This is a genomic window from Bradyrhizobium sp. 2S1, from assembly GCF_011516625.5.
GTDB lineage: Bacteria > Pseudomonadota > Alphaproteobacteria > Rhizobiales > Xanthobacteraceae > Bradyrhizobium > Bradyrhizobium septentrionale.
In genome coordinates, this window is the sequence record NZ_CP147717.1 from 5,478,367 (window position 1) to 5,500,558 (window position 22,192).

At 64.5% G+C, this 22,192-nt stretch carries 18 protein-coding genes, 1 other RNA gene and 2 pseudogenes; 12 read left to right on the forward strand and 9 right to left on the reverse strand.

Annotation, left to right across the window (positions count from 1 at the left end; all coding sequences use genetic code 11):
• The first annotated feature begins 75 nt into the window (after positions 1–75).
• The gene (locus HAP54_RS25895) at positions 76–3,204 is read left to right on the forward strand and encodes an adenylate/guanylate cyclase domain-containing protein (RefSeq protein ID WP_166304957.1); all 3,129 of its coding nucleotides are present in this window, start codon (positions 76–78) and stop codon (positions 3,202–3,204) included.
• Here the strand turns inward: HAP54_RS25895 and HAP54_RS25900 are convergent.
• The gene (locus HAP54_RS25900; RefSeq protein WP_166304960.1) at positions 3,125–3,796 is read right to left on the reverse strand and encodes a class I SAM-dependent methyltransferase; all 672 of its coding nucleotides are present in this window, start codon (positions 3,794–3,796) and stop codon (positions 3,125–3,127) included. The two genes, HAP54_RS25895 and HAP54_RS25900, sit on opposite strands and share 80 nt — an antisense overlap.
• A 13-nt stretch (positions 3,797–3,809) precedes the next feature.
• A complete protein-coding gene (locus HAP54_RS25905; RefSeq protein WP_166304963.1) occupies positions 3,810–4,286 on the reverse strand; it encodes a hypothetical protein in 477 nt (158 codons plus the stop codon).
• A gap of 208 nt (positions 4,287–4,494) precedes the next feature.
• On the opposite strand from HAP54_RS25905, the pseudogene HAP54_RS25910 reads away from it, so the two are divergent.
• A pseudogene (locus HAP54_RS25910) lies at positions 4,495–5,788 on the forward strand (MFS transporter).
• A gap of 103 nt (positions 5,789–5,891) precedes the next feature.
• On the opposite strand, the gene HAP54_RS25915 reads toward HAP54_RS25910, so the two are convergent.
• Positions 5,892–6,506 (reverse strand): TetR/AcrR family transcriptional regulator, encoded by a 615-nt coding sequence (locus HAP54_RS25915; RefSeq protein WP_166304966.1) that lies wholly within the window; start codon positions 6,504–6,506, stop codon positions 5,892–5,894.
• A gap of 156 nt (positions 6,507–6,662) precedes the next feature.
• On the opposite strand from HAP54_RS25915, the gene HAP54_RS25920 reads away from it, so the two are divergent.
• Positions 6,663–7,895, forward strand: a complete 1,233-nt coding sequence (locus HAP54_RS25920) for a cytochrome P450 (RefSeq protein ID WP_166304968.1) — start codon at positions 6,663–6,665, stop codon at positions 7,893–7,895.
• A 210-nt stretch (positions 7,896–8,105) separates the two neighbouring features.
• Positions 8,106–11,837, forward strand: coding sequence for an AsmA-like C-terminal region-containing protein (locus HAP54_RS25925; RefSeq protein ID WP_166304970.1), 3,732 nt, complete (start codon positions 8,106–8,108; stop codon positions 11,835–11,837).
• Positions 11,838–11,901: 64 nt separating this feature from the next.
• Here the strand turns inward: HAP54_RS25925 and HAP54_RS25930 are convergent, their stop codons facing one another.
• The 6 genes from HAP54_RS25930 to ssrA all read right to left on the reverse strand — a co-directional run bounded on the left by HAP54_RS25930 (position 11,902) and on the right by ssrA (position 15,636).
• Entirely contained in the window at positions 11,902–12,255 is a 354-nt protein-coding gene (locus HAP54_RS25930) for a VOC family protein (RefSeq protein WP_166304972.1), read from the reverse strand.
• A gap of 43 nt (positions 12,256–12,298) precedes the next feature.
• Entirely contained in the window at positions 12,299–12,574 is a 276-nt protein-coding gene (locus HAP54_RS25935; protein WP_024580116.1) for a ribbon-helix-helix domain-containing protein, read from the reverse strand.
• A complete protein-coding gene (locus tag HAP54_RS25940) occupies positions 12,571–12,759 on the reverse strand; it encodes a DUF4169 family protein (RefSeq protein ID WP_166304974.1) in 189 nt (62 codons plus the stop codon). Before HAP54_RS25940 ends, HAP54_RS25935 begins: the two co-directional genes overlap by 4 nt.
• A gap of 271 nt (positions 12,760–13,030) precedes the next feature.
• Entirely contained in the window at positions 13,031–14,446 is a 1,416-nt protein-coding gene (gene fumC, locus HAP54_RS25945; protein ID WP_029078847.1) for a class II fumarate hydratase, read from the reverse strand.
• 175 nt (positions 14,447–14,621) lie between these two features.
• Positions 14,622–15,140 (reverse strand): SspB family protein, encoded by a 519-nt coding sequence (locus HAP54_RS25950; RefSeq protein ID WP_166304976.1) that lies wholly within the window; start codon positions 15,138–15,140, stop codon positions 14,622–14,624.
• A gap of 142 nt (positions 15,141–15,282) precedes the next feature.
• Positions 15,283–15,636: a transfer-messenger RNA gene (gene ssrA, locus HAP54_RS25955) on the reverse strand.
• A gap of 77 nt (positions 15,637–15,713) precedes the next feature.
• Here ssrA and HAP54_RS25960 point away from each other — a divergent pair.
• The 8 genes and pseudogenes from HAP54_RS25960 to HAP54_RS25995 all read left to right on the forward strand — a co-directional run bounded on the left by HAP54_RS25960 (position 15,714) and on the right by HAP54_RS25995 (position 22,063).
• Positions 15,714–16,326, forward strand: a pseudogene (locus HAP54_RS25960) (chromate transporter).
• Entirely contained in the window at positions 16,323–16,856 is a 534-nt protein-coding gene (locus tag HAP54_RS25965) for a chromate transporter (protein WP_166304980.1), read from the forward strand. Before HAP54_RS25960 ends, HAP54_RS25965 begins: the two are co-directional and overlap by 4 nt.
• Before the next feature lie 92 nt (positions 16,857–16,948).
• A complete protein-coding gene (locus HAP54_RS25970; RefSeq protein ID WP_166215051.1) occupies positions 16,949–17,449 on the forward strand; it encodes a tripartite tricarboxylate transporter TctB family protein in 501 nt (166 codons plus the stop codon).
• Between the two features lie 7 nt (positions 17,450–17,456).
• The gene (locus tag HAP54_RS25975; RefSeq protein WP_029078842.1) at positions 17,457–18,971 is read left to right on the forward strand and encodes a tripartite tricarboxylate transporter permease; all 1,515 of its coding nucleotides are present in this window, start codon (positions 17,457–17,459) and stop codon (positions 18,969–18,971) included.
• Positions 18,972–19,104: 133 nt separating this feature from the next.
• A complete protein-coding gene (locus tag HAP54_RS25980; protein ID WP_166304983.1) occupies positions 19,105–20,085 on the forward strand; it encodes a tripartite tricarboxylate transporter substrate binding protein BugD in 981 nt (326 codons plus the stop codon).
• A 177-nt stretch (positions 20,086–20,262) separates the two neighbouring features.
• A complete protein-coding gene (locus HAP54_RS25985) occupies positions 20,263–21,057 on the forward strand; it encodes a thymidylate synthase (protein WP_166304986.1) in 795 nt (264 codons plus the stop codon).
• 8 nt (positions 21,058–21,065) lie between these two features.
• On the forward strand, positions 21,066–21,551 hold the full coding sequence (locus HAP54_RS25990) for a GNAT family N-acetyltransferase (RefSeq protein ID WP_166304989.1): 486 nt from the start codon (positions 21,066–21,068) through the stop codon (positions 21,549–21,551).
• Positions 21,551–22,063 carry a dihydrofolate reductase gene (locus HAP54_RS25995; protein WP_029078838.1) on the forward strand — a complete coding sequence of 171 codons (513 nt, stop codon included), beginning with the start codon at positions 21,551–21,553 and terminating at the stop codon, positions 22,061–22,063. Before HAP54_RS25990 ends, HAP54_RS25995 begins: the two co-directional genes overlap by 1 nt.
• Positions 22,064–22,192 lie beyond the last annotated feature (129 nt).

Below are 22,192 nucleotides of genomic sequence, written 5' to 3' on the forward strand. Positions count from 1 at the left end.
TCATGCGGCCGGCCCCCCGATTGTGTTAGGATGTGCCGGAGCCTGTAAACGGACGGGATCGGGAAGGTGGTGTGAATGCTGTGCCCGGCCTGTCAAGCCGAGAGCCTGACCGAAGATGGCGTCTGCCGGTCGTGCGGGCTGAATTTTTCTGCCGTCTGCCCGAATTGCCGGCATCCCAATCTCGAGGCGGCGCGATTTTGCGGCGCCTGTGGTGAGCGTCTCGACCAGGCCCAGACGGTTGGCGAACGCAAGGTCGTCACCGTGATGTTTGCCGACATCGTCGGCTCCACCGAACTGATCGGCGACAACGATCCCGAGCTTGCGCTCGATCGCCTGCCGCCCGCGCTGGCGCGGATGGGCCATGCGGTCCAGCAGTTTCACGGCACCATCATGCGCAGCATGGGCGACGGATTGATGGTGATCTTCGGTATTCCGCACGCCCAGGAAGACCATGCGCTGCGCGCCTGCCAGGCCGCGCTCGCCATGATGCAGTCGTCGCGGGACAACGGCATCGTGCTGCGCGTCGGCATCCATTCCGGCGAAATCGTCGCGGGCGTGCCCGACAAATTCACCAAGGAGCAAAGCGTCTACGGCGCCGCCGTGCATCTGGCGAGCCGGCTTGAGCATATGGCCCAGCCGGGCGACATTTGCGTCACGGAGTCGACGTTCAAGCTGGTGCAGGCATCTTGCGATGCGCGTGCCCTGGGCCATCAGAACGTGAAGGGATTTCCGCGGCCGATCGGCGTCTACCGGCTGGTCGGCATGAAGCCGTCTCGCGCGCCGTTCCGTGATGCCGTCGTCGGCACCTATCGGGGGCGCGATGCCGAGCTTGCCATCCTCCAGGAGGCATTTGCCGGAGCCGAGCAGGGCGCCGGCAAGGTGATCGGAATTTCGGCGCCGCCAGGTCTCGGCAAGAGCCGCCTGTGCTTCGAAATTGCCCGCAGCGTCAAGGAACGCCTGGTGCCGGTGCAGGAGGCAAGCGCATCGCCCTACGACCATTCCGGTCCGCTACAGCCGCTGCTGGAATTCTTCCGCAATTTCTTCCGGATCGCATCGATCGACGATGCGGAGACGGCGCGCGCCAAGGTCGCGGCGCGGATCGAGTCCTCGGTCCCCCACTTGATGGAAGACGTGGCGTTGCTCGCCGATTTTCTCGGCATCCGCGACACCCAATCGCCGGCGCCCGCGCTGGATCCAAAGACGCGGCATACGCGGCTCGTCAATCTCGTCGCAAGTCTCGTACGTGACGGCACCCGCACACCGTCGGTGATCATCATCGAGGACATCCACTGGCTCGACGAAGCGAGCATCGAGTTCGTCTCGGCGCTGGTGAATGTTGCGCAGGTCAGCCGCGCCCTGATCATTCTCACGTATCGGCCGACCTATGCGCCGTGGCAGGAGGGGCCGGGATTCCACGAAATCCGGCTCGACGAACTGCGCGACGAGGATGTCTCCGCGCTGATCAGCGACATGATCGGCGATCATCCATCCACGGCCGCAATCTCCGACCGCATCGTTGAACGAAGCGGCGGGAATCCGTTCTTCGCGGAGGAGTTGGTCCGTTCGCTGATAGACAGTGGCGATCTGACCGGCCGGCCCGGCGAATACGAGATGTCCGGGCAGGCATCGCCCGAGACGCTGCCGGCTACGGTCCAGACTGTGATCGGTGCACGCATCGACCGTCTCGCGCCGATGGACAAGGAAGTGCTGCAGGTCGGCGCCACGATCGGGCGGGAATTCCCGTTTTCAGTGCTGGCCGAAGTGGCACGTGCAAGCTACCACGATCTCGTCGGTATCCTCGGCCGATTGTCGCATCTCGAGTTGATCCAGGAGGTCGCCAGCGAGATCGAGCACGATCGATACGCGTTCCGCCATCCGCTGATCCAGGAGGTCGCCTATGCGATGCAGCTGCGCACCCGCCGCGTCGAACTGCATCAGGCGGTCGCGAGCGCGCTCGAGCGATTCTACCATAACCGGCTGGGCGAATACGCCAATTTGATCGCGTATCATTTCGAATCGGCCAAGGATTTCGGATCCGCGGCCAACTACCTGGCCCGTTCGGCGAGCTGGATCGGCACAACCAATTCCCGGCTGGGGATGAAGTCGTGGCTCAAGGTTCGGCTGTTGCTGCAATCGTTGCCGCGCTCGCCGGAAACCGATCGGCTGCGCATGCACGCATCCGGTCAAGTGTTGATCCTTGGCTGGCGCGAAGGCATCAGCGCCGAAGAGGCTGCCCCGTTCTTCCGCGAGGCGTTGGCTGCCGCGCGGGACCTCAAGGACTCGCTCTGGGAGGTCCTGCTGCTCGCCGCCTTTGGCCGGGTCTCCGCCGGTACGGGCTCGGCGGACGAATATGTGAGGCAGCTGCTGGAGGCGATCGAGGTCTCCGAGGACCCGAGCATCAGGACGATGATGCAGGTGTTCCTGTGTCAGGCCTACGGCTATGCCGGCAAGCTTCGGGAAGCACTTGCGGCCGGCGAGACCGCGCTCAAGCACATTGCGAGCATCGAGAAGGCCCACGAAGCGCCGCTCGGCTTCAATGTGGAACGATGGGTTGAGGGTCTGCATGCGCGGTTGCTGGCGCGGACGGGCAATTTCGATGTTGCGCGAGAGAGAATCGCCAAACTGGTCGCCAGCGAGAGCGGCCATCCCGATCCGGCGGTCCTGTTCATTCCCCATCATGCCGGAGTCGAGATGGCCTGGCTGACGCGGGACGAAAAGCTTGCCGATCTTCACAGCCTGCGTATCGAGGAGATCGCCAGGAGAAACGACACACCCTATGTCGCGGTGTATGCGAGCGTCTGCCGCGGACTGGCGCTGTCGCTGGCGGGCGAACACGTTGCGGCGATCCAGAAGATTGAATCGGCGATCCGGCTCGCGCGGGAGGCTTTCGCCGGCCTCGAATATGAAAGCGACATGCTGGCATTCCTCGCCGAGATTCATCTGAGGAGCAACAGCCTTGCCGCGGCCTTCGGCGCCGCTGAACAGGGGATCGCGGTCGCGAGGGAGCGGCGGGCGCGGCTCGCCGAATGCCGCTCGACGCTGGTGCTGGCGCATGTGGTCAACGCCGATAGCTTGCGCTATCCGCAGTATCGGTTGAACGAGCTGCTTGCGCGGGCCCGGCTCCTCATCGAGGAGACCGGCGCCTCACCCTATGAACGCCTGTTCCCGGTCGTGCAGTCGTCGTCCTGCGGACAAGAAGCGTGAATTCGGGCATGCCGTAATCGGCGACCGGTTCGACGTGACCGAACTGCTCGCAAAACCGGATCCAGCGCTCCGGCGCGATCCGATAGAGCCCGGTTTCGGCGCGCCCTTCGTCACGCGGCAGCATGAAGTTGACGGCGAAGCCGATCCGGCTGTGGGCCGCAAGATCGGCGAGAATCGCCTCGACATACGCTTCCCACGCTGCGACCGGATGACCGAGCCGGACGTTGAATATCCCGCTTGCCAGAGAATAGTCGGCGAGTGCGCCACACTGCGAACCCTCGGCGAACACGGCCTGCGTGTTGCCGGCCCAGCGGGCGCGGGCGGCGGCGATCATCGCCGGCGAAATGTCGATGCCGCGATAGGTCACCTCGGCATCGCCATGCCGCATTGCCAGGAATTCCAGCAGCGCGCCATAGCCGCAGCCGAAATCGTTCAGGCTGAACGGCCGCCCGAAATCGCACAGCTTCACGAGCTGCACGAAGCGCAGATACTGCGAGAGCACGTTCGGCCAGTCGACCCCGAGCGGGGTCGGGCCGTGACGCTCCAGTGTTCCTGAATAATAGTCGCGAACCTTGGCGTGCGGATCGAGCATCGCCGAGGTCAGGTCACTTCTTGCGCGCGCCGGCCTTGGGGCGGTCGGCGTTGATCATTGGCATCGAGATCGTGAGAAACACCAGAGAGGAAAAATTGAAGACGCGATCGCCTGAGGTCACCTTCACGACGCCCTTCGGAGACTCCGCCGGGTGCGAGGTAAAGTGTACCGACAACGGCCTGCTGCTCTCGAGATTGCCCTGCAGCGATGCGATGATCTGATCGTGTCCGCTCAGCTTCGTTGCCTTGCCGTCGACTGAGGCGCCCGTCTTCTTCAGCAGGCCCAGAAATTTGAAAAACCCCTTGCGATCCGCATCGCCAACCGGCGCGATATTGAGCAACTTGAAGGACGTCTCCAGCGTATGTTGCGACGAGAAGACCTTGAACTCCTTCTGAAACTGGACCATTTCGGTCAGGGCTTCGCCAATAAGCCGGGAATTCATCTGTTGCAGAACGTCGGGGACGTAACTGTCGGCAACCAATCCACCCATTGTGTTCCTCCTGAAAAAGCCATGATAGCCCGCTTCCCGGCTTCCGGCTAGCTGTGAGCGGATGGCTGTCCGATGGTACAACCACCGGTTTGCTCCGCTGTCTATGAATTGCTTCACAGAGTTGACCGTGCATGATGCAAAGGCAATGCTTTTCGTGAGCCCCCCCGGTCCGGTTGGCTTCTTATCCATCCCATTCCACAGTGTTACCATGCGACTCCCCTTTTACTACGGCTGGATCATCGTCGCGGTGACCTTCGTTACCATGGCGATCGGCGTCAACGCGCGCACCGCGTTCTCGCTGTTCTATCCGCCGATCATCTCCGAGTTCGGCTGGGAGCGTGGTGTCACGGCGGGAGCATTCTCGTTCGGCTTCGTCGCCTCGGCGATCGCAAGCCCGCTGATCGGCCGGCTGATGGACCGCAGCGGTCCGCGCGCGGTGATGGAGCTTGGTGTGCTGCTGATGGGCTCAGGGCTGCTGCTGGCGCCGCTGACCACGCAACCCTGGCACCTCTATCTCACGATCGGCGTGCTGGTCGGCTCCGGCAGCGTCTGCCTCGGCTATTCCGGCCAGTCGCTGTTCGTGCCGAACTGGTTCATCCGCCGCCGCGGGCTGGCGATCGGCCTCGCCTTCGCCGGCGTCGGCATCGGCTCGGTGACCCTGCTGCCATGGGTTCAGCACATGATCGAGCAGACCGGCTGGCGCACCGCCTGCACCGCCATGGGAATCGTGGTGCTGGTCGCGCTGGCGCCGATCAACCCTGCTGCTGCACAAGCGGCCGGAGGATATCGGCCTGCAACCGGATGGCGATGCCGCGCCGACGGCGACAACGGCCAAGCCGGCATCGAACATCGTCGATCCGGTCTGGGCCGGCACCGACTGGACGCTGTCGCGGGCGCTGCGCACCGCGCGGTTCTGGTGGATCGCGATCGGCTATTTCTGCGGGCTGTACATCTGGTATGCGGTGCAGGTGCACCAGACCAAATTCCTGCTCGACATCGGCTTCAGCTCCAATGTCGGGGTCTGGGCGCTCGGCGTCGTCAGCCTGCTCGGCATTCCCGGCCAGATCTGGCTCGGGCATCTCTCCGATCGTATCGGCCGTGAATGGGTCTGGGCGATCGCCTGCTTCGGCTTCGTGATCTGCTTTGCCGCGCTGGCCGCGCTGAAATACTGGCCGAGCATGGCGCTGATCTATCTGATGGTCTTCACCCAGGGCGCGCTCGGCTACGGCCTGACATCCGTGATGGGGCCGGTGGTGCTGGAGATCTTCCAGGGCAGGCACTACGGCAGCATTTTCGGTACCGTGATGCTGGCGGCGCTGGCCGGCGGGGCCGCCGGTCCCTGGATCACCGGCCAGCTCTATGATCTGTCGGGCAGCTATACGAGCGCGTTCCTGCTCGGGATCATGGTCAGCCTGCTGTCCGCCTTCGCGATCTGGCAGGCGTCGCCCGGCAAGGTGCGCGCGGTCGCCGGACAGGTGCACAAGATCGCGAGCGCGGCCTGAGCCCAGAGCCTTTTCCGTTCCGATGGAATCAGAACGGGGGCTCTCGATTCTTGTTTTGACGCGTTTTCCTCACGCGAACCGGTAGCCACTTCGCTCGAAAACTCTAGCGGGCGGACGAAACGCCGATCGCCCGCTGCAAATCGGTGATCGCGCGCAGGAAGCTGTCCGCCGGCGTGGTCTCCGGATCGATCAGGCGGTGCAGCCGGAAACCGTCTTCCAGCGCCAGCACGATCGCGCCGGTCCATTCCGGGTTGAGCGCGCCGTTCGGGCCGCCGTTCTTCGCCGTGGTGGTGACGATATCCGCGATCAGCTTGCGCCGCGCGCGCAGTCGTTTTGCCAGTTCGGGCCGCCGCTTCTCTGCCCGTGCGACAAACAGGATCATCTCCATGTGCAGCAGCGGGGAGCGGCCGAGCGGGTCCTGCCGGCTGCGATCCATGGTGCGGAGCGCCTCGAGGAAGTCGGCAAGGTTCTGGTGTTGGGCCAGCAGGTCGAGACATCGCCGGATCGATTGCTCGACGTGATCCTCGAGCATCGCGATGATCAACTCGTCCTTGCTCTTGAAGTTCGAATAGAAGGCGCCGCGGGTGAATCCCGCCGCGGCCGCGATCGCCTCGATGCTGGCGCCGCCGATTCCCTGTTCCTCGAACACCCGCGCCGCCGCCTCGAACAGCTTCTCGCAGGTGTCGTCCCGTGTCGGTCTGGTTCGAACCCTTGACATCCGCGCATTTTAGGGCACAATGCAACTCGATACAAGAGTGTATCGAGTTGCATTTGACGGAATCAGAATAGCCGCACCCGTGATGGTGCGATCTTGAGGATGACACCAAGGCGCGCCAGGGTACAGGCACCGCCGCAGCGCACGAACGAGGTCACCATGAACGAGCAAGTTCAGCCGGCCAGCGGTGAGCCGCTTTTCAATCCACTGGCGCCCGAATTCATTCGCAACCCCTATCCGTATTACGAGCGGTTGCGGCGTCTCGACCCGATGCATGTCAATGTGCACGGCGCCTTCGTCGCCAGCCGTCACGCCGAGGCGAGCCTCGTGCTGCGCGACAAGCGGTTCGGCAAGGATTTTGCCGAGCGCAGCATCCGCCGTTACGGTCCGAAGATCCTGGAGGAGCCGGTCTTCCGCAGCATGAGTCATTGGATGCTGCAGCAGGATCCGCCGGATCACACCCGCCTGCGTGGCCTCGTCGTCAAGGCGTTCACGGCGCGCCGGGTCGAGGACATGCGCCCGCGCATCCAGCACGTCGTCGACGAGACGCTCGACCGCATCATCCCGCAGGGCAGGATGGACCTGATCGAGGACTTCGCCTTCCGCCTCCCGGTGACGATCATCTGCGACATGCTCGGCATCCCCGAGGAACACCGCGAGGCCTTCTACAACGGCTCGCGCGACGGTGGCCGCATCCTTGAGCCGGTCCCGCTGTCGCCCGAGGAGATCAAGCAGGGCAACGCCGCCAATGCGATGGCGGCGATGTATTTCCATCAGCTGTTCGAGCTGCGCCGCAAGCAGCCCGGCGACGACCTCACCACGCAGCTGGTGCAGGCGGAAGAGGACGGCCAGAAGCTCACCAATGAGGAGCTGACCGGCAACATCATCCTGCTGTTCGGTGCAGGCCATGAGACGACCGTGAACCTGATCGGCAACGGTCTGCTCGCGCTCTATCGCAACCCGGACCAGCTCGCGCTGCTGAAGGCCAATCCCGGCCTGATCACCAATGCGATCGAGGAGTTCCTGCGCTACGATTCCTCGGTGCAGCTGACCGGCCGCGTCGCCCTCGAAGACATCGAGGATCTCGGCGGCAAGCGGATCCCGAAGGGCGAGAGCGTGCTGTGCCTGTTGGGCTCGGCCAATCACGATCCGGCTGTCTACCCCGATCACCCCGAAAAGCTCGACATCCAGCGGCCGAACGTGAAGCCGCTGTCGTTCGGCGGCGGCATCCATTTCTGCCTCGGCGCGCAGCTGGCACGGATCGAGGCCGAGGTCGCGATCTCGACCCTGTTGCGGCGAATCCCGGATCTGCGGCTCGATGACGCGGAAAACCCGGAGTGGCGGCCGACCTTCGTGCTGCGCGGGCTGAAGCGGCTGCCGGCGAGCTGGTGACAAGCCGGATTTGCGGCAGGACGGCGATTCTGCCGCGACGGCCGGCGTGCACGCACGCTTGAGCGGAAAACCACCTTCTGCCTGAAGTCACGGCGGTAATGCCGCTGTGACTTCGCCATACTTGTCTCTATATTTGGGCTGCTCCGGCCAAGGTTGGCCAACGGTTCAGCATCAGCAGGCTGCCGCGGAGCTGGCTCAAAGGGAGACACCGTGCAGACGACGCTGCTCGGACTGGCAATTGCCTTCATCCTTGCACTGGTCGCCGCGCTGGTCGGTCCGTATTTCGTCGACTGGAACCAGTTCAGGCCGCAGTTCGAGGCGGAGGCGAGCAAGATCATCGGCGCGCCGGTCCGGGTTGCCGGCAATCTCGACGCGCGTCTGCTGCCGGCCCCCTCGCTGCGATTGAAAACCGTCAGCGTCGGCGGCGCTAACGACCTCGGCAAGGTCCGCGCCGCCAGCCTCGACGTCGAGTTCAGCCTGAGCTCGCTGATGCGTGCCGAGTGGCGGGCGACCGAGCTCACCGTCAATGGCGTGTCGCTGGATCTCGGGCTCGATCCGAAGGGACGGGTCGACTGGTCGCCGTCGAGCGGCACCTTCAACCTCGCCTCGCTGGCTATCGACCGCCTCAATCTGACCGGCCGCATTGCGCTGCATGACGCCGCGAGCCGCAGCACGCTCGAGCTCAACGACATCGCGTTCAGCGGGGATGTCCGCTCGCTGGCCGGCGCGATCCGCGGCGACGGCAACTTCATGTTCGACGGCAACCGCTACCCGTTTCGGATCTCGTCCGGCCAAACTCCTGATGGCAACGGCATTCGCATGCACTTCAACATCGATCCCGGGCAGCGGCCGGTCTCGGCCGATCTCGACGGCATCCTGAGCTTCGAGGCGCGTGCGCTGCGCTTCGAAGGGGCGGTGGTGCTCGCGGGCACGCCGGGTCAGCGCGGCGGCAGCGATGCACCGGCGTGGCGGATCGCGGCCAAGGTGAAGTCGGATTACTCGGCAGCGCGGCTCGACCAGGTCGAGGTGAGCTATGGGGCCGAGGACCGCGCGCTGAAGCTCGCGGGCAACGGCGATCTGCGTTTCGGCGCAGCGCCGCTGCTGCGCGCCTCGCTCACCGCGCGGCAGCTCGACGGCGACAAGTTCGCCGCCAAGGATAGCAACAACGCCAATGTCGAGCCGGTGCGGGTGCTGCCGGCGATGCGCGCGGTCCTGGCGGGCCTGCCGCAAATCCCGATTCCGGCACAGCTCGAACTGGCGTCCGAGCAGATCATGCTTGGCGGTCGTCCCTTGCAGGATATCTCGGCAGAGCTGCAATCGGATGCGAAATCCTGGACGGTGCGCCGGCTGGAGTTTCGCGCGCCGGGCTCGACCCGGGTCTCGATGAGCGGCGCCAGCGCGCAAGCCGGAGTTGCCAACAGCTTCAAGACCGGGCTCAACATCGAATCGTCCGATCCCGACGCGCTGATGACCTGGCTGCAGGGGCGGAGCGATGCTGCCTATCGCAACCAGAAGCCGCTGCGGCTGCGCGGCGACGTCACGGTGTCGCCGGCCGGTTTTGCGATCGATGCGATGAAGGTGGAGATCGACGGCGGCACGGTCGAGGGCCGCGTCGCGGTCGTGCATCGCGAGGCGACCAGCGGATCGAAGGTCGAGGCGCAGTTGAAGGCGGAGCGGCTCGATCTCGATGCGACCGCTTCCTTCATCCGCTCGCTGGCCGGACCGCAAGCCGAATGGCCCGACGAGGCTCAGCTGTCGCTCGATGTTGGGCGCGCGATCTCCGCCGGGCAGGAATTGCGGCCGCTGCTGGCGAAGGTCGCCTATACTCCGAAGGACATCGTGCTCGAGCGCGTGAAGGTCGGACAGCCCGACAATGTCACGCTCGACGGCAGCGGCAATTTCGATCGCGCCAATGCGACCGGCAAGCTTGCGGTCGATGCGACCGCTGCGTCGCTTGGCCGGCTTGCCGCTGTCGTGCAGCCGTTCGCGCCGGCGCTCGCCGCGCGGCTCGGCGTGCTCCGCGCCGATGCCGGCCCGGTCCGCGCCAGGCTTGTGCTCGACCTCGGCAAGGGCAAGGCGGCCGATCGCGTCAGCGCGCGCGCGGCGCTCGATCTCGACACGCCGCAGCTCAAGGGCAATACGGTGATTTCGGCGACGCCGCAGGTCGCTGCGATCCGTGCGCTGGATTTCGACGCGCTGACCCGCAGCGATGTTGCCGCCGAGGCAAGATTCTCCGCCGGCGAGGGCAATGCCTTGCTCGCGCTGTTTGACCTCGATCATGTCATCGCGGCCGGCGCGGGGCCGGTGCAGATCGAGGGCACCGTGAGTGGCGCGTGGCGCGCGCCGTTGCGGCTCAAGGTCAGGCTCTGGGGGGCGGGGCTCGACGCCGACGCCGACGGGACCGCAGAGCCGTGGGCCAGGGAGGCCACCAAGGACGCCAAATCGAGCGTCAGCCTGCGCGTCCGCAGCGCCGACATCAGTCCGCTGCTCAATCTGAAATCATCGGACCCGGTCGCAAGCATCCGCCTGTCGTCGCGCGTGACGCTCGCAGGCGACCGGCTGATCTTCGATGATCTCGACAGCATCGTCGCCGGCTCGCGGCTGCGTGGCCGCCTCGCGCTGACGCTTGCCGATCAGAAGAGCGTCGAAGGCGAAATCGGCCTCGATCAGATCACGCTGGCGCCGATATTCGCGACTGCGATCGGTGCCGCCGGGCACGATGCGACGGAGCCGCTCGGTGCGGGGCTCACCGGCGCCTGGCGCGGCAAGGTCACGTTCGAAGCGCTGCATGGCCTACTGCCGGGCGGCGCCGAGCTGCAGCCGGTCAGCGGCACCGTCAAGTCGGACGGACAGTCGCTGACTTTCGACGGCATCAAAGGCAAGATCGGCGGCGGCGAAGCGACCGCCACCATCGATGTGCGACAGGGCGGCAACGGACTGGCGCTCAATGCAAACGTGCAGCTGTCGGGCGTCGACGCTTCGGCCTTGCGCTACCGCAGTCTCGCGATGCCCAAGGGACGCGCCTCGATGCAGATGACGCTGTTGACGCAGGGCCGCAGCGCCGCGGCTTTGACGGGCGCGCTGTCCGGCAGCGGCACCGTGACGCTGGAGGGGTTGAACCTTCCGGGTCTCGATCCGCGCGCATTCGACACGGCGATCCGCGCGAGCGATTCCGGGCAGGCGACCGACGACACGCGGTTGAGGCAGATTGTCGAACCCGTGCTCGCAGCCGGTGCGCTGTCGATCGCCTCGGCGCAAATTCCCTTCAACATCCGCGACGGCCGTATTCGTGTCGCGGCCACCACGCTTGCGGCCAACGGCGCCAACGCCATCGTGTCCGGGGGCTACGACATTCCGGCCGACCAGGCCGACATCCGCGCCGCACTGGCATCGACGCAGGTTGGCACGGCCACTAGCCGCCCGGAAATCCAGCTGCTTGCGATCGGCACGCCCGACGGATTGTCGCGCAGCATCGACATTGCGGCGCTGTCGTCATGGCTTGCGGTGCGCGCGATCGATCGCGAGACCAAACGGCTCGACGCGATCGAGCGCGGTGAACCGGTGCCGCCACCGATCCCGGCGGCTGTTCCGCCACCGGCCGGGCCGGCGCCGGATGCGTCCAACCCTGCCGCGGCGGTGTCTCCTGCGGATGCGCTGGCGCCTGGCCGCGATCCGCGCCGTGTGCCGGCGAAGCCGAAGATCGTGGCGCCAAGACCGTCGATCACCCAGTCGATCATCCCGCCGATCGAGCCGCCGGTTGCCACCGCGCCCTCTGTCGTGCCGCCTGCGCCGGTTGCGAGCCAGCCGCAGGTCGCCCCGTTGCCGCCACCGATCGAGGTCAAGCCACTGCCCGGCGCACTCAGGCCGAAGCCGCTGCGGCCGCCGCTATCGCTGACGCCGCAGGTTGCCAATCCACCACCGCGGCCGGCGTTGCAGAACTAAAGGCCTCTTAAAGCGAAGTGGGTGCCGGTTCGCGTGACGAAAACGCGTCAAGCGACGCGCTGGCTCACGATTGGTGCTGGAGAATATTGATCAGCCTGCCGAAGGGATCGCGGACGAAGAAGCGCCGCACGCCCCACGGCTCGTCGGCCGGTCCGTATTCGATCGCAACCCGCGCCGACTGCATGCGGCGCAGCGCTTCATCGAGATCATCGACCTCGATCGAAAGATCGGGCACCGGCGTGCCCGAGCCACCTTCGGATGCGAAGCTGATTTGAACCTGCATCGTTTCGGATGAACCGTAAGTCGCAACCCAACCGAAATCCATCAGCGGCTTGAGGCCAAGGATATCCTGATAGAACGACTTCGCTGCCGCGATGTCTGACGCGGCAACGTTCGCGACGATGCGATTGACCTTCATGCTAGTCCGCAACGAACGACCGTCTGTGACGGTCGGTGAGGCATCAGGCCTGCTGACGCGTGTCGACCTGTTGCGGCCTGACATCCGTCGGCACGGCCGGCGTGGCGCGCGAGCGGAAGTAGTCGAGCACGAACAGCCGGATCGCCGACGACAGATTGCCCTGCTGACGGTTGTTGTCGATCTCGCCGACCAATTCCGACAGCGTCATGTTCCGTAGTCCGGAAATTTCCTTCATGCCGTTCCAGAAGGCTTCTTCGAGGCTGACGCTGGTCTTGTGCCCGGCGACGACGATCGAGCGCTTAACAACGGGAGACTTCATGATGCGTCTCCGCTTTCGATGCGATGCTGATCGAGTTGTCGCGCGCTGCGCTCGTCGAGAAATTCGTCACGCGCGCGTTCGGCTTTGGTGCGACCGAATAGCGCACGATTGGCTTCGGCCTGCTTTGCCGCTTGTTCGCGCTCACCGCGCTTCTTGAATCGTTTCAGGTTGACCACGTCGCCCATGCTCGTCGTCCTCATCGTCCCCACAGCGGACTTGGTGATGCATCGTGACGAAAGCAAGAGCGATCGCGCTGCGCGCCCGGCTCGATATTCATCCCGAATCCCCATTGATGCTTCTGATAGCAAAGAATCCGTTTCGCTCTGCGAAAACTAGACGTCTGTACCACGCGCCAGCGCAGGGCTGATAGGTAAGCAGCCTTAGTCTTTAGGCGTTATGATCCATAATTATATCACGCGCGCTGACCGTAATTATCCGGACATTGCGCGCCTCGCATTAGCCCGGGTGTGTCATTTTGTCCGGCTGCACAAGGCGATCAAATTCATCCGCGGAAACAAATCCAAGCCGCAAAGCCTCTTCCTTCAACGTCGTTCCGCGCGCGTGCGCCGTCTTGGCGACCTTGGCCGCATTGTCGTAGCCGATCTTCGGCGCGAGCGCCGTCACCAGCATCAGCGAGCGCTGCATCAGTTCGTTGATGCGCTTTTCGTCGGCGCGTATTCCGACAACGCAATGCTCGGTAAATGAGCGGACAACATCAGACAGCAGTTGAATGGAATTTATCATACAATATGCCAAAACGGGCTTGTACACGTTGAGCTCGAAATGGCCCTGGCTGCCGGCGACGGTGATCGTGGTCTGATTGCCGAACACCTGGCAGCAGACCATGGTCATGGCTTCGCACTGGGTCGGGTTGACCTTGCCCGGCATGATCGACGAGCCCGGCTCGTTCTCGGGCAGAATCAATTCGCCGAGGCCGGAGCGCGGGCCGGATCCGAGGAAGCGGATGTCGTTGGCGATCTTGAACAGGCCGGTCGCCACCGAATTGATCGCGCCGTGCACCAGCACATAGGCGTCGTTGGAAGCCAGCGCCTCGAACTTGTTTGCCGCGCTGGTGAACGGCAGCTTGGTGATCTCAGCGACATGCCTGGCGAAAGCGCCGGCGAATTCCGGCTTTGAGTTGAGGCCGGTGCCGACGGCGGTGCCGCCCTGCGCCAGCGGAAACAGCTCCTTCACCGCGACGTGCAGCCGCGCGATGCCGCTCTCGACCTGCGCGGCATAGCCGGAGAATTCCTGGCCGAGCGTCAGCGGTGTCGCGTCCTGGGTATGCGTGCGTCCGATCTTGACGATCTTGGCGAACGCCTCCTGCTTCTGGTGCAACGCCTGATGCAGCTCGGTGAGGGAGGGGATCAGGTCGGCGATGATGCGGCTTGCGGCTGCGATATGCATCGCGGTCGGAAACGAGTCGTTCGACGACTGGCTCATGTTGACGTGATCGTTCGGATGGATCGGCTGCTTGGCGCCGAGCTCGCCGCCGAGCATCTGGTTGGCGCGGTTGGCGATCACCTCATTCACGTTCATGTTGGTCTGCGTGCCGGAGCCGGTCTGAAAGACGACCAGCGGAAAATGATCGTCGAGCTTGCCGTCGATCACTTCCTTGGCGGCGCTGATGATGGCGTCGGCGCGGCGTGCATCGAGCTGGCCGAGTTCGCGATTGGTCTCGGCCGCCGCGAGCTTGACGATGCCGAGCGCGTGGATGATCGCGATCGGCATCCGGTCGTGGCCGATCTTGAAATTCTGCCGCGAGCGTTCGGTCTGTGCGCCCCAGTAGCGATCGGCGGGGACGTCGATCGGGCCGAAGCTGTCGGTCTCGCTGCGGCTGGCGGCGCTGGATGGTGTCGTCGATTGAGCCATGGATGCTCTCCGTTGCGTCATCAGAACGTGAACCGGCGCGGCGCCGGTTTTCCCGTGCGGCAACGCGATGCGTCGGCGCGGAGGCACGTTCATGCCGAAGATAATCCGGGATGACGATCTGTCATCCCGGTCCTGGCAGGCATCCTACAAGGTCGCGGAGCGATCTGTGCTTAGATTATTTCTTGCGGAAACGATCGAGACGCACGACCTCGGCGCCTTCGCTGGGCTTCGCGGGCTCTTGCTCGGTCTCGGCCGTCTCGATCTCGACCGCCGCGCGGGCGGCAGGTGCGGGGAGGGGAGAAGCCGGCGCCGTGGCGGGAGGCTCTTCGGACAACGCGTCCGAGACATCGAATCGCAGATCGAACGGCGCTGACGGATCGAGGAAGCGCGTCACCGCGGCAAACGGCACGGTCAGCCGCTCCGGAATCCCGCCGAACGACAGGCCGACCTCGAAGCGATCCTCGGTGACCACCAGATCCCAGAACTGGTGCTGCAGGATGATCGTCATCTCTTCCGGATATTGCGCGAGCAGCCGCGTCGACAGCTTCACGCCGTCGCCGTGCGACAGGAAGGTGATGTAGAAATGGTGCTCGCCCGGCAGGCCATGTTCGGCGGCGTCGGACAACACCCGGCGCAGCACCCCGCGCAGCGCGTCGCGCGCCAGCACGTCATATCGGATGTGATCGGTCGCCATCGTAATCCTGTCGCTTCGAAAATTGGCCGGTAGGCATCGCCGGATCGTCCGACTCGCCCTTTTGGCCATGCTACCCCGCCGGGAGCCGGAAATCAGCAGGGTGGGTGGCTGAAATACGGGCGGACGCCCGATCGGAAATTAAAGTGGAGGCTTCTGTTGCCAGGTGCCTCCGAACCCCGCCTAACGGAGCTTAACCCGTTAGGACTTTAAGATGGTCTTTCAAACTGCGTTACGCAGCCTGAGCAACCGGAGCAAAGTTGTCGTTGGCAACTATTGCATTAGCCCGATAACGGCGGAACCATACCGAGAAAAAACACGCCCTTTACGCCCTCGTCGATCCTATTTCGCCCCCGCCAAAAGCCACCCATGATGGGTTTTGGTGGAGGCGCCGGGTACCGCCCCCGGGTCCGAATGGTTTATTGCGACGGCCATTTATTTCCATAGCCGGCGAACCGGCACCCCCAATATAGGCGGCGCGGACGGATAAAAACAGAGCCGATTCAGGCTTGTTCAGGTGTGAAAACACGCCGATTTGGGTTGGCCGGGGTCCGCCAGCCGCTTTAGATTTCGCCCATGCCCCCGGAATCCCCGCCGGTCGCCGCCCCGGCGCCGGCTCCCTCCGCACCGTCGCCGCCCCACCAGCCCGGCCTGCTCGAGCTGTTCCTGGCCTTTTGCCAAGATGTCGCTGGCCGGTTTTGGCGGGGTTTTGGTCTGGGCCCGGCGCTCGATCGTCGAGCAGCACCGCTGGATGACGGCGGAAGAGTTCAACGAGACCTTCGCGCTGTGCCATTTCCTGCCAGGTCCGAACATCGTCAACCTGTCGGTCGTGTTCGGCGCGCGGTTTCGCGGCATCGCCGGCGGGCTTGCGGCCTTCGCCGGGCTGGTCGGCCCGCCGATGGTGATCGCGACCATCCTTGCCGCGCTCTACGCCCGCTACGGTGATATCGACGTCCTGCGCCGGACGCTCGCCGGCGTGGCCTGCGCCGCGGTCGGGCTGCTGTTCGCCGTCGTCACCAAAATGATGATGCCGCTGTTGCAGCGGCGCGATGTCACAGGCCTGGTCATTCTGGCGGCGGTTTTCGTCGCGATCGGACTGATCCGTTGGCCGCTGCAGATCGTGCTGCTGGTGGCGATCCCGCTCAGCATTGCGATCACGATCCTGACACGCCGCATGGTGAAGGCATGAGCATGGAGCCCAACCCGATCGCGGCGCTGCTCTGGACCTTCGGCCTGATGTCGCTGTTTGCGGTCGGCGGGGCCAATTCGGCGATCCCCGAAATGCACCGTGCCGCCGTCGACGTGCATCACTGGCTGACCGACAAGCAGTTCGCCGACGTGTTCGCGATCTCGCAGCTCTCGCCGGGGCCGAACGTGCTGATCGTGACGCTGATAGGCTATTCTGTCGCAGGCGTCGCCGGGGCGTTGGCCGCAACGGTGGCGATGTGCGGGCCGACCGCTTTGCTTGCCTATTATGTAAGCCGTTTCCTCGATCGCTCGCGCGGCGCGCGCTGGCCGGCGATCATTCAGGCGGCACTGGTTCCGCTGTCGATCGGCCTGATGGCCGCCTCGGGCCTCATCGTGGCGCAGACATCAGACCAAAGTTGGATCGCGGTTCTGATCACCATTGTCGCGGCAGCGCTCGCGTTTGCGACGCGGATCAACCCCTTGTGGATGTTGCTTGCCGGAGGCCTCTTGGGTTTTGCTGGCGTTATCTGACGAAAATCGCTAGCAAGGCTTGCGGTCAACGCACCACAGCCAAGCCATTCAATCAAAACGGGCGGGACAGCCCTGACGGGGGAAGCGAAGTCATGAGCGATACGCCGAGCGAGGCGCCGGTCAAATCGATCTTGCCGAAATGGGTACGCGGTCCGCAGGACTTTGTCGGCGGGCTCGCCATGATGGCGGTGGCGCTGTTTGCCTTGTGGGCCTCGAGCGATTTGCAGGGCATGCACGGATTTTCGTTCGGCGCCGGAACCGCGCCGCGCATGTTTGCCGTGCTGCTGCTGCTGCTCGGCGGCGCCGTCGCGCTGATGGGACTTCTGCAGGACGGCCCGCATATCGCCGCCTATTCCTGGCGCGGCCCGCTGTTCGTATCCGCGGCCATCGTGTTCTTCGCCGTGGCGATCCGTCCGCTCGGGCTCGTCGTCTCGGCCTTTGCCGCCTTCCTGATCGCAGCGCTTGGCTCGCATGAGACAAGATGGATCGAGGCCATCATCGTCGGCGGCTGTCTGACGCTCGGTTGCGCGCTGCTGTTTCCTTATGTGCTGGGACTTCCGATGCCGATGTTCCCGCGTTTCCTGATTCAGTGAGGGCGAAATGGAGCTGTTTGCCAATCTCGCCCACGGTTTCGTCGTCGCGTTCTCGCCGATCAACCTTCTGATGTGCCTGATCGGTGCGCTGGTCGGCACGCTGGTCGGCGTGCTGCCCGGCATCGGCACCATCGCCACCGTCGCGATGCTGCTGCCGATCACCTTCGGCCTGCCGCCGGTCGGTGCGCTGATCATGCTCGCCGGCATCTATTACGGCGCGCAATATGGCGGTTCGACCACCTCGATCCTGGTCAATATTCCGGGTGAGGCGACCTCCGTGGTCACTGCGCTCGATGGCCACCAGATGGCCCGGCAGGGCCGCGCCGGCCCGGCGCTGGCGATCGCCGCGATCGGCTCGTTCTTCGCAGGCTGCGTCGCGACCGTGCTGATCGCCGTGCTCGGCGCGCCACTGACCAAGCTCGCGCTGGCGTTCGGCCCGGCCGAATATTTCTCGCTGATGGTGCTCGGCCTGATCTTCGCGGTGGTGCTCGCAAAGGGCTCGGTGCTGAAGGCGATCGCGATGATCGTGTTCGGCCTGTTGCTGTCGATGGTCGGCTCCGACATCGAGACCGGCGCCTCGCGCATGGCCTTCAACATCCCGGAACTCGCAGACGGCCTCGGCTTTGCCACCGTGGCGATGGGCGTGTTCGGCTTTGCGGAGATCATCCGCAATCTCGACGCGGGTGCCGAGATGAGCCGTGATCTGGTGCAGCAGAAGATCACCGGCCTGATGCCGACCAGGAAGGACCTTAAGGACTCCGCGCCTGCGATCGTGCGTGGCACGATCCTCGGATCGATTCTCGGCATTTTGCCGGGCGGCGGCGCCGTGATTGCGTCGTTCGCGGCCTATACGCTGGAAAAGAAGATCGCGAAGGATCCATCGCGGTTCGGCCGCGGAGCGATCGAGGGCGTGGCGGCGCCGGAAAGCGCCAACAACGCCGCCGCGCAGACCTCGTTCATCCCGCTGCTCACCCTCGGCATCCCGCCGAATGCGGTGATGGCGCTGATGGTCGGCGCGATGACCATTCATGGCATCGTGCCGGGTCCGCAGGTGATGGTGAAGCAGCCCGATCTGGTCTGGGGCATGATCGCCTCGATGTGGATCGGCAATCTGATGCTGATCATCATCAACCTGCCGCTGGTCGGCATCTGGGTCCGTCTGCTGCGCGTGCCGTACCGGCTAATGTTCCCCTCGATCGTGATCTTCTGTGCGATCGGCATCTACTCGGTGAACAACGCGCCGGTCGACGTCGTCCTCGCAGGCGCGTTCGGCCTGGTCGGCTACTGGCTGATCAAGCACGATTTCGAGCCGGCGCCGCTGCTGCTCGGCATGGTGCTGGGCCCGCTGATGGAGGAGAACCTGCGTCGTGCACTCTTGATCTCGCGCGGCGACTGGAGCGTGTTCCTGTCGCGGCCGCTATCGGCTGTGCTGCTGGCGATCGCGGCAGGCCTGCTGGTGCTTGCCGTGCTGCCGAGCTTGCGTGCCAAGCGCGACGAAGTGTTCGTGGAGTCCGAGGGCTGAGCGTACTGCCGGCCCTGCGTCGGCGCGCCGCAGGCGGAAGTCCAATCGACACTCGATGTCGTCTCGTGAAATGAAAATGCTGGCCGATTTGGCCGGCATTTTTATTGGTCAAACGTTCCCGGGAGGATTCGAAATGATCTCCATTCGCTCGCTTGCGGGCGCATGCCTTTCGGCATTTGCCGCACTGAGCGCCGCAGCCGTGCCGGCGTCCGCGCAGAACTACCCGACCCGCACCATCACCATGATCGTGCCGTTCGCAGCCGGCGGTCCGACCGACGTCATCTCGCGCATCGTCACCGCGAACATGGCGCCGACGCTCGGACAGAGCATCGTGATCGAGAACGTGGTCGGCGCCGGCGGCACCACCGCGACGACGCGCGCCGCGCGCGCCGCCAATGACGGCTATACGCTGGTTACCGGGCATATGGGCACGCACGCCGCCTCGGTGCCGCTCTATCCGAAGCTGGCCTATCACCCGGAGAAGGATTTCGAGCCCGTCGCGCTGCTTGCGGGCACGCCGATCCTGATCCTTGCCCGTAAGGATTTTCCGCCGAAGGATCTCAAGGAATTCGTCGCCTATGTGAAGGCCAATGCCGAGAAGGTCAACGCCGCGCATGCCGGCATCGGCTCGGTCTCCCACGTGTCCTGCGAGCTCTTGAACTCGATCCTCGGCATCAAGCCGGTCGGCGTGCCCTTCAACGGCACAGGACCTGCGATGAATGCGCTGGTCGCCGGCCAAGTCGATTACATGTGCGACCAGATCGTCAACGCGGTGCCGCAGATCAATGCCGGCACCATCAAGGCCTACGCGATCGCGACCGCCGAGCGCAATCCGTCGCTGCCTAATGTCCCGACCACGGCGGAAGCCGGCCTGCCGGATTTCCAGGCCCAGGCCTGGAACGCGATCTTCGCGCCGAAGGGAACCTCGCCCACCATCATCGCCACCCTGAATGCGGCGGCCATCAAGGCGCTCGACGACGAGACCGTGCGCAAGCGCCTGCTCGAGCTCGGCAGCGTGATCCCGGCGCCCGCCAGCCGCACCCCGGAGGCGCTCGCGACCCTGGTCAAGAGCGAGATCGCGAAATGGACGCCGGTGCTCAAGCCGGCCTCTTAATTCAATGCGATCAAGTGGATAGGCAAGGGCGGAACGCAAGTTCCGCCCCTTGTCGTTTGCCGGAAGAGTGTTCATTTTTCAGGGTATAATCGGTGCAATCAGCCGAATCGGCGTGTCGGCCGGCGGCCGCGGCCGCTAAGTTCGCCGCTTCCCCTTGAAGGGTCCGAAACCAACGCCATGAACCAGTATCACGACCTGCTCGAACGCATCCTCGCTGATGGCGCGGAGAAGCACGACCGCACCGGCACCGGCACGCTGTCGATCTTCGGCCACCAGATGCGCTTCAATCTGTCGGCCGGCTTCCCGATGCTGACCACCAAGCGGCTGCCGCTGAAGGCGATCGTGCACGAGCTGCTCTGGTTCCTCGCCGGCGACACCAACATCAAATATCTCAACGACAACGGCGTCACGATCTGGGACGAGTGGGCCGACGCCAATGGCGATCTCGGCCCGGTCTACGGCTCGCAATGGCGCTCGTGGCCGGCGCCCGATGGCCGCAGCATCGACCAGATCGCCAACGTGATCGAGATGATCAAGCGCAATCCGGATTCGCGGCGGCTGATCGTCAGCGCCTGGAATCCGGCCGAGGTCGACAAGATGGCGCTGCCGCCGTGCCACTGCCTGTTCCAGTTCTATGTCGCCAACGGCAAATTGTCCTGCCTGCTCTATCAGCGTTCCGGCGACGTCTTCCTCGGCGTGCCCTTCAATATCGCCTCCTATGCGCTTCTGACCATGATGGTGGCGCAGGTCACCGGGCTGAAGCCCGGTGATTTCGTGCACTCGCTCGGCGATGCGCATCTCTACTCGAACCATATCGAGCAGGCGCGCCTGCAGCTGACGCGGCCGACGCGGCCGTTGCCGACGATGACGATCAATCCCGATGTGAAGGATATCTTCGCGTTCCGCTATGAGGACTTCAAACTCGAAGGTTACGACCCGCATCCGCACATCAAGGCTGAAGTCGCGGTCTGAGGGGCTGAATGTCGCTGACCATCCGCCGCGCGCGGCCCGATGAGGCCGGACTGGTGTTCTCGCTGGTCCGCGAACTCGCCGAATACGAAAAGCTCCTGCACGAGGTCCACGCCAGCGAGGCCGATATCGCCGAGGCGCTTTTCGGCGCGAACCCGCGGCTTTATTGCGACATCGCGGAATGGAACGGCGAGCCGGCCGGCTTCGCGGTCTGGTTCGTCAACTTCTCGACTTTCGCCGGCCGCCACGGCATCTATCTCGAAGACCTGTTCGTGCGCCCGGCGCTGCGCGGCAACGGCATCGGCAAGGCGCTGCTGGTGCATCTGGCGAAGCAATGCCTCGCCAATGGCTGGGCGCGCCTGCAATGGGCGGTGCTCGACTGGAACGCGCCGTCGATCGCGTTCTACAAGTCGCTCGGCGCCGAGATGATGGACGAATGGACGATCTGCCGCGTCTCCGGCCCGGCGCTGTCGACGCTCGCGGAAGGGACACGCTGATGGAGATCGTGCTGGTCGTTGCGGTCGCCGAGAACGGCGTGATCGGAAGCGCCAACGCCATTCCGTGGCGGCTCAAATCCGACCAGCAGCGCCTCAAGGCGATCACGCTGAACAAGCCCGTCGTGATGGGACGCAAGACCTTCGAATCCCTGCGCAGGCCGCTGCCGGGGCGCACCAACATCGTGGTGACGCGCGATGCGAACTACCGCGCGCGCGGCGCCATCGTCACGACGTCGTTCGAGAACGCCCGCGCCATTGCGCTTGGTGACGCGCTGCGGCGTTTCGCCACTGAGATCGCGATCATCGGCGGCGCGGAGATTTACGCGCAGTGGATGGGTGTGGCCGATCGCCTGGAGATCACCGAGGTCCACGCCAGGCCGGACGGCGACACACGGTTCGACAAAATCGATGCGAAGGAGTGGGACGAGGTCGCGCGCGTGCGAAATCCGGCAGGTCCGGACGACAGCGTCGACTTCTCCTATGTGACATATCGTCGGCGCAGCCAACGTTAACTAATGTTTGCATTGACAATTATGGCCCGGCGCATAGCTCGTCCGGCCAGGAAGCTTGCGTTGTAAGGGCCCTAGCGGTCCCCTATAACCGGGCCGGACATTCGAGGCCGGGCGTCCCGTCCGGACTTG

Excerpts from the sequence above, each read along its gene's own strand:
- HAP54_RS25895 (WP_166304957.1), top strand. The coding sequence starts at position 76 with ATGCTGTGCCCGGCCTGTCAAGCCGAGAGCCTGACCGAAGATGGCGTC.
- HAP54_RS25900 (WP_166304960.1), bottom strand. The coding sequence starts at position 3,796 with ATGCTCGATCCGCACGCCAAGGTTCGCGACTATTATTCAGGAACACTG.
- HAP54_RS25905 (WP_166304963.1), bottom strand. The coding sequence starts at position 4,286 with ATGGGTGGATTGGTTGCCGACAGTTACGTCCCCGACGTTCTGCAACAG.
- HAP54_RS25915 (WP_166304966.1), bottom strand. The coding sequence starts at position 6,506 with ATGTCAAGGGTTCGAACCAGACCGACACGGGACGACACCTGCGAGAAG.
- HAP54_RS25920 (WP_166304968.1), top strand. The coding sequence starts at position 6,663 with ATGAACGAGCAAGTTCAGCCGGCCAGCGGTGAGCCGCTTTTCAATCCA.
- HAP54_RS25930 (WP_166304972.1), bottom strand. The coding sequence starts at position 12,255 with ATGAAGGTCAATCGCATCGTCGCGAACGTTGCCGCGTCAGACATCGCG.
- HAP54_RS25935 (WP_024580116.1), bottom strand. The coding sequence starts at position 12,574 with ATGAAGTCTCCCGTTGTTAAGCGCTCGATCGTCGTCGCCGGGCACAAG.
- HAP54_RS25940 (WP_166304974.1), bottom strand. The coding sequence starts at position 12,759 with ATGGGCGACGTGGTCAACCTGAAACGATTCAAGAAGCGCGGTGAGCGC.
- fumC (WP_029078847.1), bottom strand. The coding sequence starts at position 14,446 with ATGGCTCAATCGACGACACCATCCAGCGCCGCCAGCCGCAGCGAGACC.
- HAP54_RS25950 (WP_166304976.1), bottom strand. The coding sequence starts at position 15,140 with ATGGCGACCGATCACATCCGATATGACGTGCTGGCGCGCGACGCGCTG.
- HAP54_RS25965 (WP_166304980.1), top strand. The coding sequence starts at position 16,323 with ATGAGCATGGAGCCCAACCCGATCGCGGCGCTGCTCTGGACCTTCGGC.
- HAP54_RS25970 (WP_166215051.1), top strand. The coding sequence starts at position 16,949 with ATGAGCGATACGCCGAGCGAGGCGCCGGTCAAATCGATCTTGCCGAAA.
- HAP54_RS25975 (WP_029078842.1), top strand. The coding sequence starts at position 17,457 with ATGGAGCTGTTTGCCAATCTCGCCCACGGTTTCGTCGTCGCGTTCTCG.
- HAP54_RS25980 (WP_166304983.1), top strand. The coding sequence starts at position 19,105 with ATGATCTCCATTCGCTCGCTTGCGGGCGCATGCCTTTCGGCATTTGCC.
- HAP54_RS25985 (WP_166304986.1), top strand. The coding sequence starts at position 20,263 with ATGAACCAGTATCACGACCTGCTCGAACGCATCCTCGCTGATGGCGCG.
- HAP54_RS25990 (WP_166304989.1), top strand. The coding sequence starts at position 21,066 with ATGTCGCTGACCATCCGCCGCGCGCGGCCCGATGAGGCCGGACTGGTG.
- HAP54_RS25995 (WP_029078838.1), top strand. The coding sequence starts at position 21,551 with ATGGAGATCGTGCTGGTCGTTGCGGTCGCCGAGAACGGCGTGATCGGA.